At 65.5% G+C, this 13,862-nt stretch carries 14 protein-coding genes; 7 read left to right on the top strand and 7 right to left on the bottom strand.

Translation table 11 applies throughout. The features are described from left to right. Positions 1-3: 3 nt before the first annotated feature. Genes gcvH through lipA form a run of 3 tightly spaced genes read left to right on the top strand, consistent with a single transcriptional unit; the run spans position 4 to position 2,267 of the window. Entirely contained in the window at positions 4-396 is a 393-nt protein-coding gene (gene gcvH, locus E3227_RS07370) for a glycine cleavage system protein GcvH (protein ID WP_006839910.1), read from the top strand. Between the two features lie 21 nt (positions 397-417). Next, a complete protein-coding gene (gene lipB, locus E3227_RS07365; protein ID WP_144318057.1) occupies positions 418-1,194 on the top strand; it encodes a lipoyl(octanoyl) transferase LipB in 777 nt (258 codons plus the stop codon). A gap of 29 nt (positions 1,195-1,223) precedes the next feature. Continuing rightward, positions 1,224-2,267 (top strand): lipoyl synthase, encoded by a 1,044-nt coding sequence (gene lipA, locus E3227_RS07360; RefSeq protein WP_136651471.1) that lies wholly within the window; start codon positions 1,224-1,226, stop codon positions 2,265-2,267. An 85-nt stretch (positions 2,268-2,352) separates the two neighbouring features. Here lipA and E3227_RS07355 read toward each other — a convergent pair whose 3' ends face one another. Together E3227_RS07355 and E3227_RS07350 are read right to left on the bottom strand one after the other, a co-directional pair. Continuing rightward, positions 2,353-4,428: an acyl-CoA dehydrogenase family protein gene (locus tag E3227_RS07355; protein WP_136651470.1), complete on the bottom strand. Its 2,076-nt coding sequence runs from the start codon at positions 4,426-4,428 to the stop codon at positions 2,353-2,355. A gap of 29 nt (positions 4,429-4,457) precedes the next feature. Continuing rightward, positions 4,458-5,801, bottom strand: a complete 1,344-nt coding sequence (locus E3227_RS07350; RefSeq protein WP_144318056.1) for an acetyl-CoA C-acetyltransferase — start codon at positions 5,799-5,801, stop codon at positions 4,458-4,460. An 89-nt stretch (positions 5,802-5,890) separates the two neighbouring features. Here E3227_RS07350 and E3227_RS07345 point away from each other — a divergent pair, with 89 nt between their 5' ends. The 3 genes from E3227_RS07345 (at position 5,891) to E3227_RS07335 (ending at position 9,082) form a co-directional block, all read left to right on the top strand. Further along, positions 5,891-7,225 (top strand): 3-oxoacyl-ACP reductase, encoded by a 1,335-nt coding sequence (locus tag E3227_RS07345; protein WP_144318055.1) that lies wholly within the window; start codon positions 5,891-5,893, stop codon positions 7,223-7,225. 4 nt (positions 7,226-7,229) lie between these two features. Continuing rightward, positions 7,230-8,195 carry a MaoC/PaaZ C-terminal domain-containing protein gene (locus E3227_RS07340; RefSeq protein ID WP_136651467.1) on the top strand — a complete coding sequence of 322 codons (966 nt, stop codon included), beginning with the start codon at positions 7,230-7,232 and terminating at the stop codon, positions 8,193-8,195. 98 nt (positions 8,196-8,293) lie between these two features. Next, the gene (locus E3227_RS07335; protein WP_144318054.1) at positions 8,294-9,082 is read left to right on the top strand and encodes a DUF4191 domain-containing protein; all 789 of its coding nucleotides are present in this window, start codon (positions 8,294-8,296) and stop codon (positions 9,080-9,082) included. Positions 9,083-9,110: 28 nt separating this feature from the next. Here E3227_RS07335 and E3227_RS07330 read toward each other — a convergent pair whose 3' ends face one another. Then, positions 9,111-9,557 carry an RDD family protein gene (locus E3227_RS07330; protein ID WP_136651465.1) on the bottom strand — a complete coding sequence of 149 codons (447 nt, stop codon included), beginning with the start codon at positions 9,555-9,557 and terminating at the stop codon, positions 9,111-9,113. Between the two features lie 111 nt (positions 9,558-9,668). Here E3227_RS07330 and glnA point away from each other — a divergent pair, with 111 nt between their 5' ends. Further along, the gene (glnA, locus tag E3227_RS07325) at positions 9,669-11,105 is read left to right on the top strand and encodes a type I glutamate--ammonia ligase (RefSeq protein WP_144318053.1); all 1,437 of its coding nucleotides are present in this window, start codon (positions 9,669-9,671) and stop codon (positions 11,103-11,105) included. A gap of 115 nt (positions 11,106-11,220) precedes the next feature. Here glnA and E3227_RS07320 read toward each other — a convergent pair whose 3' ends face one another. The 4 genes from E3227_RS07320 to E3227_RS07305 all read right to left on the bottom strand — a co-directional run bounded on the left by E3227_RS07320 (position 11,221) and on the right by E3227_RS07305 (position 13,846). Beyond that, positions 11,221-11,757 (bottom strand): NADPH-dependent FMN reductase, encoded by a 537-nt coding sequence (locus E3227_RS07320; RefSeq protein ID WP_144318052.1) that lies wholly within the window; start codon positions 11,755-11,757, stop codon positions 11,221-11,223. Between the two features lie 61 nt (positions 11,758-11,818). Then, complete coding sequence (locus E3227_RS07315; protein ID WP_144318051.1) at positions 11,819-12,739, bottom strand: 2-dehydropantoate 2-reductase; 921 nt, start codon at positions 12,737-12,739, stop codon at positions 11,819-11,821. 10 nt (positions 12,740-12,749) lie between these two features. Beyond that, the gene (locus E3227_RS07310; RefSeq protein ID WP_136651461.1) at positions 12,750-13,322 is read right to left on the bottom strand and encodes a glycoside hydrolase family 25 protein; all 573 of its coding nucleotides are present in this window, start codon (positions 13,320-13,322) and stop codon (positions 12,750-12,752) included. Continuing rightward, complete coding sequence (locus tag E3227_RS07305; protein ID WP_144318050.1) at positions 13,322-13,846, bottom strand: NUDIX hydrolase; 525 nt, start codon at positions 13,844-13,846, stop codon at positions 13,322-13,324. The genes E3227_RS07310 and E3227_RS07305 overlap by 1 nt, the downstream gene beginning before the upstream one ends. Positions 13,847-13,862: the final 16 nt, after the last annotated feature.

Here is a 13,862-nt window from a genome sequence, read left to right as displayed (position 1 = left end):
CTCATGGCACACTCCCTGCCCCAAGAATTCTCCTACTCCGAAGACCACGAGTGGATCAACGCTCCGCAGGACGTTGCCGAGGGCACCGTCGTGCGCGTCGGCATCACCTCGGTGGCCACCGACCGCCTCGGCGAGATCGTCTTCGCTGACCTGCCCCAGGTGGGCGACGAGGTCACCGCGGGCGAGACCTGCGGCGAGGTCGAGTCCACCAAGTCCGTCTCCGACCTCTACTCCCCCGTCAGCGGCACCGTCGCCGCCGTCAACGAGGAGATCGACGGCAACTTCGAGATCATCAACAAGGACCCGTTCGGCGAGGGGTGGCTCTTCGAGGTCACCATCTCGGCCGCCGGCCCGCTGATGACCGCCGACGAGTACGCCTCTTCCAACGGCGTCTAAAACGCGACTAAAGTGTGGAGCATGAGTGCTCCGCGCGAACCCTTCTTTCCCGCCAACGAGCCCATCCGATCTTCTGGTGGGCCTTTGGACGTGCGCCACCTCGGCCTGATCGACTACACCAACGCCTGGGAACTCCAGGCCGATCTTGCGGCCCAGCGCGCCAAGGACGACATCGGCGACACCGTCTTGGTCCTGGAACACCCGTACACCTACACCGCGGGCAAGCGCACGCAGCCTGCGGACATGCCCGACGATGACGCCCCGGTGGTGCAGGTCGACCGCGGCGGGCGCATCACGTGGCACGGTGAGGGCCAGCTTGTGGTCTACCCCATCGTCAAGCTCGCCGACCCGGTCGACGTCGTCGACTACGTGCGCCGGCTCGAAGAGGCCATCATCCACGCCGTGCGCGAAGCGGGAGTGACCACCGCTGGGCGTATCGACGGCCGCTCCGGCGTCTGGGTCCCCCACAGCACCCGCGCTGCCAACCCGGAAGCGCCGACGCGCGACCGCAAGATCGCCGCTCTCGGCATCCGCGTCACCCGCGGGGTGACCATGCACGGGCTGTCTCTCAACTGCAACAACACTCTCGACGCCTACCGCCACATCGTCGCCTGCGGCATCAACGACGCCGACGTGACCACCCTGAGCCTCGAACTCGGCCGCGATGTCACCACCGACGAGTTGAGCACCCCGCTTCTCGACGCCCTCGACCGCGCCCTGTCCGGCGAGCTCGCGGTGGAGAACCACACGTTCGCTTCCGCCCCCGACCCGTCGAAAGGATTAACCCGCATTCTCTAGTGGCTTGACATACGGGATACCCTTAAGGGGTGACTGTTGCACCTGAAGGCCGTAAGCTGCTGCGCGTCGAGAAGCGAAACGCGCAGACCCCAATCGAGGCGAAGCCGCGGTGGATCCGCAACGCCGTGAAAACTGGCCCTGAGTACGAGGACATGAAGAAGAAGGTGGCGGGAGCGTCCCTTCACACGGTGTGCCAAGAGGCGGGTTGCCCCAACATCCACGAATGTTGGGAATCGCGCGAGGCAACCTTCCTCATCGGTGGGGCGAACTGCTCGCGCCGCTGCGACTTCTGCCAGATCAACTCCGCGAAGCCGGACCCGCTTGACCGCGGTGAGCCACTGCGCGTCGCGGAGTCGGTCCGCGAAATGAACCTCAACTACTCCACCATTACGGGCGTGACCCGCGACGATCTCGAGGACGAGGGCGCCTGGCTCTACGCCGAGGTCGTGCGCAAGATCCACGAGCTCAACCCGCACACCGGCGTGGAGAACCTCACCCCCGACTTCTCGGGCAAACCCGACCTGCTGCAGGAGGTCTTCGAGGCCCGTCCTGAGGTGTTCGCGCACAACATCGAGACCGTGCCGCGCATCTTCCGCCGCATCCGCCCCGCGTTCCGCTACGACCGCTCCCTCGACGTGATCCGCCAGGCACGCGACTTCGGGCTCATCACCAAGTCCAACCTGATCCTGGGTATGGGAGAGACCCGCGAGGAGGTCATGGAGGCGCTCCACGACCTTGTCGACGCCGGCACCGACATCATCACGATCACCCAGTACCTACGCCCGGGCCCGCAATTCCACCCTATTGAGCGCTGGGTGAAGCCGGAGGAGTTCATCGAGTACCGCGACGCGGCCTACGAGATGGGCTTCGGGGCCGTCATGTCTGGTCCCCTGGTGCGTTCGTCGTACCGCGCGGGCAAGCTCTACGTCGAGGCGATGAAGCACCGCGAGCGCGAGCTGCCGGTGAACCTGCGCCACTTGGCGGAAACCTCGCAGGGCGATACCGCCCAGGAGGCGTCGACGCTGTTGAGCAAGTACGGCCCGTCGAAGGACACCCCCGTGGTGACCCGCTAGAACCCAGTAGACGCAACGAAAGCGCCGCGGTCCTAACCCCCATCTAGGGGAAGGGCCGCGGCGCTTTAGCGTGCGCGCTGGGGCGCTAGCTGAGGTCGGTGCCGCCGTTGGACATCATCGGGCGGTCGAGGACGACCTGCGGGATCTTGAAGGCATCCACAAGTACCTCGGACCACGGGGCAAGGGAGTCAACGAGGTCGTTGACAGCGGCCTTTGCAGCCTTGACGCGGCCGCTCGGCAGCACACCGTGCTCCTGGTACCAATCGGCCTTCTCAACGATGGTGTTGAGCACGAACAGGTGGCGCAGCTGCTCGTAGACGGAGCGTGCGGAGGAGTTCTCCGGAAGCGCCTCCTCGGCCTCAATCATCGCCTGCACCAGCATGCGGTCGCCATATGCGACGGCAGCCTCGAGCAGGTGGTCCTGGGCGCGGTTGATGACCTCAGCGGCCTCCTTGCGCTCCATCTTGCGGGCGACCTGCACGCGGCGCACCAGGGAGTTGAGCACGTGCTCCTCGCGGGCCTGGACGATGCGCAGCTGGGTGTCGGCGTCGAAAAGCGAGCCGGTGCCGGTAACGCGGTCGGACAGGGACTGAACGCTGGCGGCGATGCCGGAGCGGCGGGTCAGGATGTCGCCGATGTTGGAGACGACGAACTTGGCCATGCCGAACGGGGACATCTCGGAAACTTCCCAGCCGTAGGCGGTCAGGAGGTTCTTGCCCACGAGCTGGCGCAGAATGGTGTCGTCACCCTCGAAGGTGGTGAAGATGTCCACGTCAGCGCGGAAGGTCGTCAGCAGGTTCTCGGACATGTAGCCAGCACCACCGCAGGCCTCGCGGCACTCCTGGAGCGTCGCGTTGGCGTGGGTTGCGGCGGTGGCCTTAAAGATGGCCGCCAGGGACTCCATCTCGCGGCCCGCGCGGTCCTGCTCGCGGGTCGGGTTAGCCGGATCCCAGTCACCGGCCATGATGGCGTCGGTCTGCTCCTGGAAGCGATCCAGCAGCTTGTTCTGGAACATGGCCAGCGCGTAGGACTTCGCCAGCGGGATCAGCAGGCGGCGACGGTGCACGCGGTAGTCGATCAGACGGGACTCCTCGCCGACCTCGCCCGCCTCGAACTGGCGGCGGATGTTGGCGTACTTCACGGCGATGGCCAGGCCCGCGCGGGTTGCGCCGGCAGCGGATGCGCCGACACCAAGACGGCCGCGCACGAGGGTGGCGAGCATGGTGAAGAAGCGGCGGTTCTTCGACTCGATCGAGGAGGTGTAGGTGCCGTCCTCGGCGACGTCGGCAAACTTATTCAGGAGGTGCTCGCGCGGGATGCGCACGTTGTTGAATACGAGCATGCCGTTGTCAACGCCGAGCAGGCCGCCCTTGTGGCCGTGGTCGGAGGTGGTCACGCCCTCGGCGTCGGTGCCGTCCTCCTCGCGGATGCGCACGATGAAGCAGTGCACGCCCTTGGACTCCTCAGAGTCCGGGGTGATCAGCTGGGCGAACACGGCGGCCCAGCGGCCGTCACGGGCAGCGTTACCGATGTAAGCCTTCTTTGCGCCCGGGGTCGGAGTGTTGATCACAAACTCCTGAGTCTCCGGGTCGTAGGTGGCGGTGGTCTCGATCTCCTGGACGTTGGAGCCGTGGCCCATCTCGGTCATGGCGAAGCAGCCGAGCATGGACAGGTCCATCGCTCCTTGGGCGAACTTCACGTGGCGCTCGGTGCCGAGGGCGTCAATCGCGCCGCCCCACAGGCCGAACTGGACGCCGGACTTGACGCAGGCCGAGTTGTTGATCTGAGCGATCAGCTCGAGCGAGGACACGCCCGCCGCGACCTGCCCTTCGCCGCCGTTGAGCGGGGAGAAGGAAGGCTGGATACGGCCACTGGAGGCGACCTTCTTGACGTTCTCCAGGTTGTTGGCGCGGATCTCGTCGAGGGTGCCGTCGAGCTTCGGCAGGATCTCCGGGTCATTCAGCAGCGGGCGCAGCGAATCCTTGCGCTCCTTGTACTTGCCGTCAAGGACGTCAGCGAGGTCCTGGACCGCGTTGGAGTCCGGGGTCGCCGGCAGGCGTTCCGGCTGGTTCTTCTCCGGGTGGCCGCTCGCCTTGGTGGTGTCGGTGGCGAGGTGCTTGGCGTCTTTAAAGTCTTCCTTCGGGGGGTTAGGAAGGGGCATGGTTGGACCTTTCAGATGAGGTAGGGATTTTAGCGTTCGATGATTGCGACGACGCCCTGGCCGCCTGCGGCACACACGGAGATAAGCGTGCGGCCGCCGCCGTTTTCAACGAGGGTCTTCGCGGCGGAAGCGAGGATGCGTGCGCCGGTAGCAGCGAACGGGTGGCCGGCTGCCAGCGAGGAGCCCTTGACGTTGAGCTTGGAGCGGTCGATCGAGCCCAGCGGGGCGTCGAGGCCGAGGCGCTCGCGGCAGTAGGTCTCGTCTTCCCAGGCCTTGAGCGTGGCCAGAACCTGCGAGGCGAACGCCTCGTGGATCTCGTAGAAGTCGAAGTCCTGCAGGGTCAGGCCCTGGCGCTCGAGCAGGCGCGGCACGGCGTAGGTCGGGGCCATTAGCAGGCCGTCCTTGCCGTGGACGAAGTCGACAGCGGCGACCTCGGAGTCAACGATGAAGGCCTGAGCCTCGAGGCCGTGCTCGCTGGCCCACTCTTCGGTGCCGAGCAGCACGGCAGCGGCACCGTCGGTCAGCGGGGTGGAGTTGCCGGCGGTCATGGTTGCGGTGCCGCCGTGCTGGATTGCGTCCTGCTTGCCAAAGACCGGCTTGAGCGCAGCGAGCTTCTCCGCGGTGGAGTCGGGGCGCAGGTTGGTGTCGCGCTGCACGCCGAGGAACGGGGTGATCAGGTCGCTGAAGAAGCCAGCGTCGTACGCCTTCGCCAGGTTCTGGTGCGACGCTGCGGCGAGCTCGTCCTGAGCCTCGCGGGAGATCTCCATCTCACGGGCGGTGATGGCGGCGTGCTCACCCATCGACAGGCCGGTGCGGGGCTCGCCGTTCTGCGGCTGCTCCGGTGCCAGCTGGCTCGGACGGATGGAGCCGAACAGCTTGAGCTGGTCGGCCGGCTTCTTCGCGTTGGACGCCTTGATCAGGGTCTTGCGCAGGGTGTCGTTGACGGCCAGGGGCGCGTCCGAGGTGGTGTCGGTGCCGCAGCCGATGCCCGCGTCGATGCGACCCATTGCGATGGCGTCGGCGACCTGGATTGCGGACGTCAGCGAGGTGCCACAGGCGTGCTGGACGTCGACGGCCGGGGTGGTCGGCGCAAGAGCGGAACCAAGCACGCACTCGCGAACGAGGTTAAAGTCGCGAGCGTGCTTGAGGACGGCACCGCCGGAGACGAGTCCGAGGCGCTCATCCTGCAGGCCGTAGCGGGCGACGAGGCCGTCGATCGCGGCGGTGAGCATGTCCTGGTTGGACGCGTTTGCGTATTCCTTGTTGGAACGTGCAAAGGGGATGCGGTTGCCGCCGAGGATGGCGACCTTGCGAGGCTGATTCACTGTACTTTCCCTGCTTTCAACTGGTGGAAGTTCGGAGTTGAAGTTCATTCTCGTTGTACTATACAACACAAAAGAGTAGTGCTGTAAGGTAAATCACGAACACAAACGGCACGACCCCAATTAACAAGGAGCACACCGTGGCCAAGAAGGGCTTTCTCGAACAACTCATTAACTCTCCGCTAGCGGCTAAGGCTGGAGTCCCGCAAGGCTACCCGCTGCGCCGCTACAAGGCTGGCGAGCCGCTGCTGCACGCCCCCGTCGTCGTTGGTGGCCGGGGTCGACTGGTCGAGGCTCTCACCACCACCCTCGAGGGCCCCTACAAGCTTCTCAAGGCAGAGGCAGACACCCCCCGCGCCGGCATCGTCTTCGACGCCACGGAGATTGCCCGCCCCGAGGATCTCAAGCAGCTGTTCGACTTCTTCAACCCGCAGATGCGCAAGATTGCGGACAACGCCCGTATCGTCGTCATCGGCACGACCCCGGAGCTGATCGAGGACGCCGACGCCCGCATCGCCGCTCGCGCTCTGGAGGGCTTCTCCCGCTCCGTGGCCAAGGAGCTGCGCAAGGGCGCCACCGCCCAGCTCGTCTACGTCGATCCTGCCATCGACTCCAACAACTTCAGCCAGGTCGAATCCACCCTGCGCTTCCTGCTCTCCGGCAAGTCCGCCTACGTGGACGGCCAAGTCATCCGCATCACCGACGTAGCCGCCGACGCCCCGGCCGACTGGGAGCAGCCGTTGGCAGGCCGCCTCGCCGTGGTCACCGGTGCCGCCCGCGGTATCGGCGCGGTGATCGCTGAGACGCTCGCACGCGACGGCGCCAAGGTCATCTGCGTTGACATCCCGCAGGCTGGAGAGGGCCTGACCCAGACCGCGAACAAGGTCAAGGGCACCGCGCTTCCGCTCGACGTGACCGACCCTGCGGCCGCCGACAAGCTCGCAGCGCACGCTGAGGAGCGCTACGGCCGCAAGATCGACATCTTGGTCCACAACGCTGGTGTCACCCGCGACAAGCTGCTCGCCAACATGGACGACAGCCGCTGGAACATGGTCCAGAACATCAACCTGGTCGCCCCCGTGCGCATCACCGAGAAGCTGCTCGAGGCCAACGCTCTCGGCGACTCCCCGGCTGTCATCGGTGTTTCCTCCATCGCCGGTATCGCGGGCAACCGCGGCCAGACCAACTACGGCACCACCAAGGCCGGCGTGATCGGCTTCGTCGACGCGCTGCACGACCGCCTCGCTGACCTCGGCGGCAACATCAACGCCGTGGCCCCGGGCTTCATCGAGACGGACATGACCGCCGCTATGCCGACCGGCCCGCGCGAGGTTGGCCGCCGCATGAGCTCGCTGCAGCAGGGTGGCCAGACCATCGACGTTGCCGAGACCGTCGCATACTTCGCTGCTGCTTCCTCCAAGGCTGTCAACGGCAACATCGTGCGCGTGTGCGGCCAGAGCCTGCTGGGGGCGTAAGTCTATGACCACCCGCATTTCTTCCTCCCAGCCGGACAAGACTCCGGAGGCACCCTACAAGGTTCTCAAGGCCGTTCCGGACCTGGACAAGGTGATGAACGACATCAAGCGCGGCATGCTGCCGGTCGTGGGCACCAAGCACTCCGCTGATGCCGATCCGACCTCGCGATCCGAGGTGCGCGGCGTCAAGGTGGATGTGGCCAAGCTCGCCGCCTACACCCAGGCCACCGGCCTGCGCCTGTCCAACGAGCTGCCGCCGACCTACTTCTTCGTCGTCGCGTTCCCGCTGACAATGGACCTCATGGCGCGCGAGGACTTCCCCTTCGCCGCCACCGGCGCGGTTCACATCGCCAACGAGATCACCCAGAAGCGCGCTTTGCGTGTCGACGAGTCCTACACCGTGCGCGCCCACGGCGAGAAGCTGCGCCCGCACCGCAAGGGCCTGCTCATCGACATGGTCACCCAGGTCTTCCTCGACGGTGAGACCGATGGGGAGCCGCTGTGGACCCAGGTGTCGACCTTCCTCGCCCAGGGCCAGAAGTTTGCCAAGGACGCCCCGGTCTCGGTGACCACCCGCGGCGCGGACAACGGCCGCCGCCTGGACTCCCCGGAGTTGCCCGAGTACGCCGCCAACGGCCATATCAAGGTCACCGGCGAGACGGTGAGCAACTATGTGGAGGCCTCGGGCGACAAGAACCCGATTCACACCTCCAACATCGGTGCGAAGCTGTTCGGCTTCCCGGGGATCATCGCCCACGGCATGTACTCCGCGGCCGCTGCGCTGCGCTTCCTTGAGGGCAAGCTCGGCGGTGCGCTGCGCTACCGCGTGGAGTTCTACAAGCCCGTGGTCATCCCGACCCGCGTAGCGGAGTGGGTTGTGCCGGAGGGTGACGAAAGCGTCAACATCCAGCTGCGCAGCACCTCCAAGCCGGAGAAGCTGCACCTCAACGCGCGGGTCGATTACCTGTAGCGTTTTTGAAAGGTTGAGCGTCGATAAGCGCCTCGCTGCCCTGCACGGGACAGTGGGGCGCTTTCCGCTTCCCAATCCCGTGGAATAGAGTAGGAGCCATGGCAGATCCAAAGAACAAGGCAGCTTCGAAGGCTGCGAAGAGTGAAGAACGCGCCGCGAAACGCGCCAAGCGCAAGAACACCCGCGGCCAGATCTGGCAGGCGTTCAAGATGCAGCGCGAGCGCGACAACAAGCTCATCCCGCTGATGATCTTGTGCGTGCTCGGCGTGGGCCTGCTGTTCTTCCTCATCGGCCTTCTGTTCAACGCCGAGTGGTTCATGCTGATCCCGGGCCTGCTGCTCGGCGCGGTGCTGGCGATGTTCGTCTTCTCGCGCCGCCTCGAGGCCTCAATGTACGCCGAGGTTTCTGACACCCCGGGTGCCGCCGCGTGGTCGTTGGAGAACATGCGCAACACCATGGGCATCGTGTGGCTGACCAAGACTGCGGTGGCCTCGAACACGCAGATGGACACGGTTCACCGCGTCGTCGGCAACCCGGGCGTTGTCTTAGTTGGCGAGGGCAACGCGAACCGTCTCAAGCCGCTGATGGCGAAAGAGCGCAAGCGCGTCGACCGCCTGCTGGCCGGTGTGCCCATCCACGAGGTCTACGTCGGCGAGGCCGAGGGCCAGACCAGCATCCGCGACCTGCAGAAGACGCTGCTGAAGCTGCCCAAGAACTACAAGAAGGACGAGGTTTACGCCCTGTCCACCAAGCTCGACGCGATGGATGCGCGCTCGCGCCCGGGTCAGCCCGCTGGCCTGCCCGGTGGTCCGCTGCCGAAGGGCGCGCAGTCGATGTCGGGGATGAACCGCAAGATGCGCCGCATGCAGCAGCGCCAGGGCAAGTAACGCATAACGCGCCCGCTTATCGACGCCCTCAGCTACGAATCACAGTCGTACCCGTGGCGCGGTCGTGCATGCCGCGTCCGTTGGCATCGACCATGGCGGCGGGCAGGATGAACCCGGTGAGAAGCGTGCGCACTGCCGCGCGCCAGAAGCCGACGCGCTTACCGGGGGCGTCAACACGCGCCACGCCCATGCCCAGCGCCATCATGCCCGGGGTGCGGGCCAGCAGCCAGCCGCAGAGGATGCCCAGCGCCAGCCACAGCAGGTAGGTCAGGGTTGCGGTGTCCCCGAGTGCGTCGGTGTTGAAGCGGATGAACGCGGCCGCTGCCCAGCAGATGCCCCAGTCGATGGCGACCGCCCCGGCGCGGCGCGCCACGGAGGCTTGCGCACCCGGCCCGGTTTCGGGGAGGCCGAGGTCTTGCCCGGCGTAGGTTCCAAACTCAGCGAACTCGGCATCGCGGCCTCGGGAATTTGCCATGCACCTAGAGTACTTGGGCGCGCATTGGCCGCGGCAATCGCTCGGGGCACCCGTGGCGCGTCGTCTGTAGGATGGTCTTGTTAGCATTCAACCCCATCAAGGAGTGAAAAAATGGCCTTCGACAATATCGAGGACGCCAAAAATTTCATTGCAGACGAGGATGTCGAGTTCGTCGACGTCCGCTTCACCGACGTTCCCGGAACGGAGCACCACTTCTCCATCCCGGCGTCGATGTTTGACGAAGACGTCGTTGAGGAGGGATTGGCGTTCGACGGGTCGTCGATACGCGGCTTCACCACCATCGAAGAGTCCGACATGACGCTCATGCCGGACCTCGCCACCGCGAAGGTTGACCCCTTCCGTGCGGAGAAGACGCTGAACGTGAAGTTCTTCGTCAACGATCCGTTCACGCACGAGCCCTTCTCGCGCGACCCGCGCAACGTTGCCCGGAAGGCGGAGGACTACCTCGCGTCGACAGGCATTGCGGATACCTGCTTCTTCGGGGCCGAGGCCGAGTTCTACCTGTTCGACGCCGTTCGCTACGAGGTCACCGGCAACAACCAGTTCTTCGAGTTCGATTCCGAGGAAGGCTGGTGGAACCGCGGCGCGGAGTCCGAGATCGACGGCTCCCCCAACCTGGGCTACAAGAACCGCGTCAAGGGCGGCTACTTCCCCGTGCCGCCGTACGACAAGACGGTGGATGTGCGCGACGCGATGGTCAAAAACCTCGCTGCCTCCGGCTTCGACGTGGAGCGCTTCCACCGCGAGGTAGGCAACGGCGGCCAGCAGGAGATCAACTACAAGTTCAACACGATGCTGCACGCCGCCGACGACCTGCAGGATTTCAAGTATATCGTGAAGAACACCGCCACCCAGTTCGGCAAAACGGCGACGTTTATGCCGAAGCCGCTGGCCGGCGACAACGGCTCCGGCATGCACGCCCACCAGTCGCTGTGGAAGGACGGCAAGCCGCTGTTCTACGACGAGGCTGGCTACGGCGGCCTGTCCGACATTGCGCGCTACTACATCGGCGGCATCCTCGAGCACGCCGGCGCGGTGCTGGCGTTTACAAACCCGACGCTGAATTCCTACCACCGCCTCGTGCCAGGCTTCGAGGCTCCGATCAACCTGGTGTACTCGCAGCGCAACCGCTCGGCCGCGATCCGCATCCCGATCACCGGCTCCAACCCCAAGGCCAAGCGCATCGAGTTCCGCGCCCCGGACCCCTCGGGCAACCCCTACTTCGGGTTCGCCGCGATGATGATGGCGGGCCTCGACGGCATCAAGAACCGCATCGAGCCGCACGCCCCGGTGGATAAGGACCTCTACGAGCTCCCGCCGGAGGAGGCCAAGGAGATCCCGCAGGCCCCGACCTCGCTTGAGGCGGCGCTGGTGGCGCTGGAGCGCGATCACGACTTCCTCACCGAGGGCGACGTGTTCACCGAGGACCTTATTGAGTCCTATATCAAGCTCAAGTACGACCGCGAGATCACACCCTCGCGCCTGCACCCGACCCCGCTCGAGTTCGAGATGTACTACGACTGCTAATCGACGCCCATTAGCAGGATAACGCGCAGGAGCCCCGATGCCCCTGCGCGTTTTTTTCATCTGCTTACGCAGTAACTACCGTGCCACCTCACCAACTGCGTGGCCCGACAGCGCTCTAGACCGCGGCAGTAAGCGCGTCGGCGATAGCGTTCACCCGGGCCGTATCCTCGTCGCCCGGGGTGAACGTCGCCTCCGGGAAGTGTTCCTTGAATGAGAAACCGGCCTGCGTGGAAACGAGCTTCATCCCCACGCGGTTGAGCATGTCGGACCAGTGCGAGCGCGAGGTGGACGCGCCGTCGGAGCCGTAGCCGACGAGGGCGACTGGTTTGCCCGTCCACTCGGCGTAAAGAAGGTCGAAGGCGTCCTTCATCGGGCCGGGGACGGAGGCGTTGTACTCGGCGGTGACGAAGATGAATGCGTCGAAGCCATCGATCAGTTTGGCCCAGGCACGGGTCTTCTCATCGGCGTAGGCACCGTCTTTGACCCCCTTCGGCGGAGCGGCGGTGTTCGGGTTGAGATCCTGCTCCACCAGGTCGATTAAGTGGTAGGTGTGGCCGTCGGCACGCGCCTGACGCTGTTGCATCACCCACGTTGCTACGTCGATTCCCGTGCGCCCTTCGCGAATGGATCCGAGAAAGACTCCGATGTTCATTGTTGCTTCTCTTCTTTTGATGACGTATCACTGATGTTATAGCCCGGCGGCAGGCAAACATCTAGCGCGTCAGGGCCAGCGCGTACACCATGTCCAAAAGCGGGGTCTGAACACCGCCCCGCTGCGCCATCCGCCGCAGCGCCCCCACCTGCGCGTCCAGCTCATTGGGCAAGCCCGCCGCAATATCGCGGTGCATGGAGCTCGTCGCCTGCTCGTACTGCGCGTCGCAGATGGCGAGGTTTGTCTCTACGGCGTCGTCACTAAGCTCCACCCCCAGCGCGCGGCCCGCGGCGAAGACTTCCTCCATCAGGCCCCTGAGTTGCGGCCGCAGCTCGGTACGCAGGTAGCCGAGCGGCCGTTGCGCCACCGCCCCGAGCACGCCCGTGGTGGCGACGAACATCGCCTTCATCCACACATCGGTCAACACGACCCCGTCAGCACCGTGGTACGTCGAACCGATCCCGGCGTTCTTCAGGGCGTCGACAAGCAACGGCGCAACTTCCGGCGTCTCGGTGACCCCAGGAAGCAACCCGAAGCTAAGCGAGAGCGGCCCAGGGTTGAGCGTGATCTTCGCTGGCGCGGTGCGGGTCATGTAACCGCGCACGACCCCGGCGAGCACGCGCTCGGCCCCGAACACTTCCGCGGCGTCAAAGTGCACCTCCACGGAGTTGTGCGTGGTTACCACCGGTACGTCAGGCACGGTGTTCACGTCCGCGAAGGTGGCGTTGCCGGGCAGCGCCTTGGACGCGACGATGACCACATCGACGCCGCCTAGCTTGTCGACGACCTCCTCAGCGCCCTGACCCGCCACGAAATCCGTCACGGTGGTTGCACCCTCCGGGCTAGTCAACCGCAGCCCGGAGCCGCGCAATGCGTCAAGCGTCTCCCCGCGAGCAATGAAACCGACATCTTGTCCCGCCTTCGCGAGCAGCCCGCCGAAATACCCGCCGACGCCACCGGCACCCACAATCAGAATCCTCATGCCTTGCACTCTAGCGCCGCGCATTCACATCGACGTCGCCCCCGTATCCGGGCACACGGCCGCGCGAGGTGAACTGCCACATCGCGGGCACCTGCTTGCCCACCGCCTTCGGCCACGCGGAATCGCCAGGGTAGCTTCCGTCGTCGGCTCCGTACTCAGCTAACCACAGCTTCCCGAAAGGCCGGGTGTCAGCTCCGAGCATGCGCCAACGCCACCAGCGACGCGAGGTGTAGATGCCGGCAACGTCAACGCCCGCAGAGGTGAAGAGGGAGTGCGCGCGGGCGACGTCGTCAAGCGCTAAACCCGCCGGGGTCTCGCAGTCGAGCCACATGGGCACACGCAGGTCCTGTAACACGGCGAGACTGGCCTCGACCTGCTCTCCCACGCTCGTGCCCTCGGAAGGGCTACGCAGGTAATGATAGGTTTCCACCTCAATACCGGCACTGCGCGCGTCGTCGAGGTGGGAGGCGAAAACGTGGTCGCGGTAGGTGCCGTCCGTCGTGCGCAGCACCACGAATGATGCGCCCGAGGCGGCCAGTGACAACCCGTCCTGGTGCTCGGAGACGTCGATACCGAAACGCATCAGCGCTTGGTCAGCCCCAGCCGGGGCACGAACTGCCCGGGGTGGCGGCGTTGCGAAGCAGCGTCCGCGATCACCAGGCGCCATCTCGGGTCCGTCACCGGCATCGAGGAGATCGGAAACCACCCGACGTCGACGGACTCATCGTCGCCCACCACGGGCTGCGCGGCCGGGTCGTCCGCCTCCAGGCGCAGCTGCACCGACATGTACGAGGCGCGATCGCCATTGACGTGGGTGATCGGCCCCACCGACCCCACGCCAAGCAGCGCCACCGACCGCGCGGCGACACCGGTCTCCTCGAACACCTCACGCTCGGCGGCGTGGTGCGGCTCCTCGCCCGGATCGCAGATCCCCGTCACCGGCGTCCACTCACCGTTATCGGAGCGCTTCACCAGCAGCACATCGGGCACCGCCCAGGGCGAATCGGTGGTCGAGTCGCGCAACACAATCGCTGTCACCGACGGCAGCCACATCAGATCCGTGCCGATCTTTTCGCGCATGGCAACGATGAACTCGGGAATGGGCATGGCTCAAGTGTATCGC

It is taken from the genome of Corynebacterium sanguinis, assembly GCF_007641235.1.
Classification (GTDB): Bacteria; Actinomycetota; Actinomycetes; order Mycobacteriales; family Mycobacteriaceae; genus Corynebacterium; species Corynebacterium sanguinis.
The sequence above is the reverse complement of the archived record's forward strand: the minus strand, read 5'-3'. Positions and strand labels throughout refer to the sequence as shown.

Excerpts from the sequence above, each read along its gene's own strand:
- gcvH (WP_006839910.1), top strand. The coding sequence starts at position 4 with ATGGCACACTCCCTGCCCCAAGAATTCTCCTACTCCGAAGACCACGAG.
- lipB (WP_144318057.1), top strand. The coding sequence starts at position 418 with ATGAGTGCTCCGCGCGAACCCTTCTTTCCCGCCAACGAGCCCATCCGA.
- E3227_RS07355 (WP_136651470.1), bottom strand. The coding sequence starts at position 4,428 with ATGCCCCTTCCTAACCCCCCGAAGGAAGACTTTAAAGACGCCAAGCAC.
- E3227_RS07350 (WP_144318056.1), bottom strand. The coding sequence starts at position 5,801 with ATGAACTTCAACTCCGAACTTCCACCAGTTGAAAGCAGGGAAAGTACA.
- E3227_RS07340 (WP_136651467.1), top strand. The coding sequence starts at position 7,230 with ATGACCACCCGCATTTCTTCCTCCCAGCCGGACAAGACTCCGGAGGCA.
- E3227_RS07335 (WP_144318054.1), top strand. The coding sequence starts at position 8,294 with ATGGCAGATCCAAAGAACAAGGCAGCTTCGAAGGCTGCGAAGAGTGAA.
- E3227_RS07330 (WP_136651465.1), bottom strand. The coding sequence starts at position 9,557 with ATGGCAAATTCCCGAGGCCGCGATGCCGAGTTCGCTGAGTTTGGAACC.
- glnA (WP_144318053.1), top strand. The coding sequence starts at position 9,669 with ATGGCCTTCGACAATATCGAGGACGCCAAAAATTTCATTGCAGACGAG.
- E3227_RS07320 (WP_144318052.1), bottom strand. The coding sequence starts at position 11,757 with ATGAACATCGGAGTCTTTCTCGGATCCATTCGCGAAGGGCGCACGGGA.
- E3227_RS07315 (WP_144318051.1), bottom strand. The coding sequence starts at position 12,739 with ATGAGGATTCTGATTGTGGGTGCCGGTGGCGTCGGCGGGTATTTCGGC.
- E3227_RS07310 (WP_136651461.1), bottom strand. The coding sequence starts at position 13,322 with ATGCGTTTCGGTATCGACGTCTCCGAGCACCAGGACGGGTTGTCACTG.
- E3227_RS07305 (WP_144318050.1), bottom strand. The coding sequence starts at position 13,846 with ATGCCCATTCCCGAGTTCATCGTTGCCATGCGCGAAAAGATCGGCACG.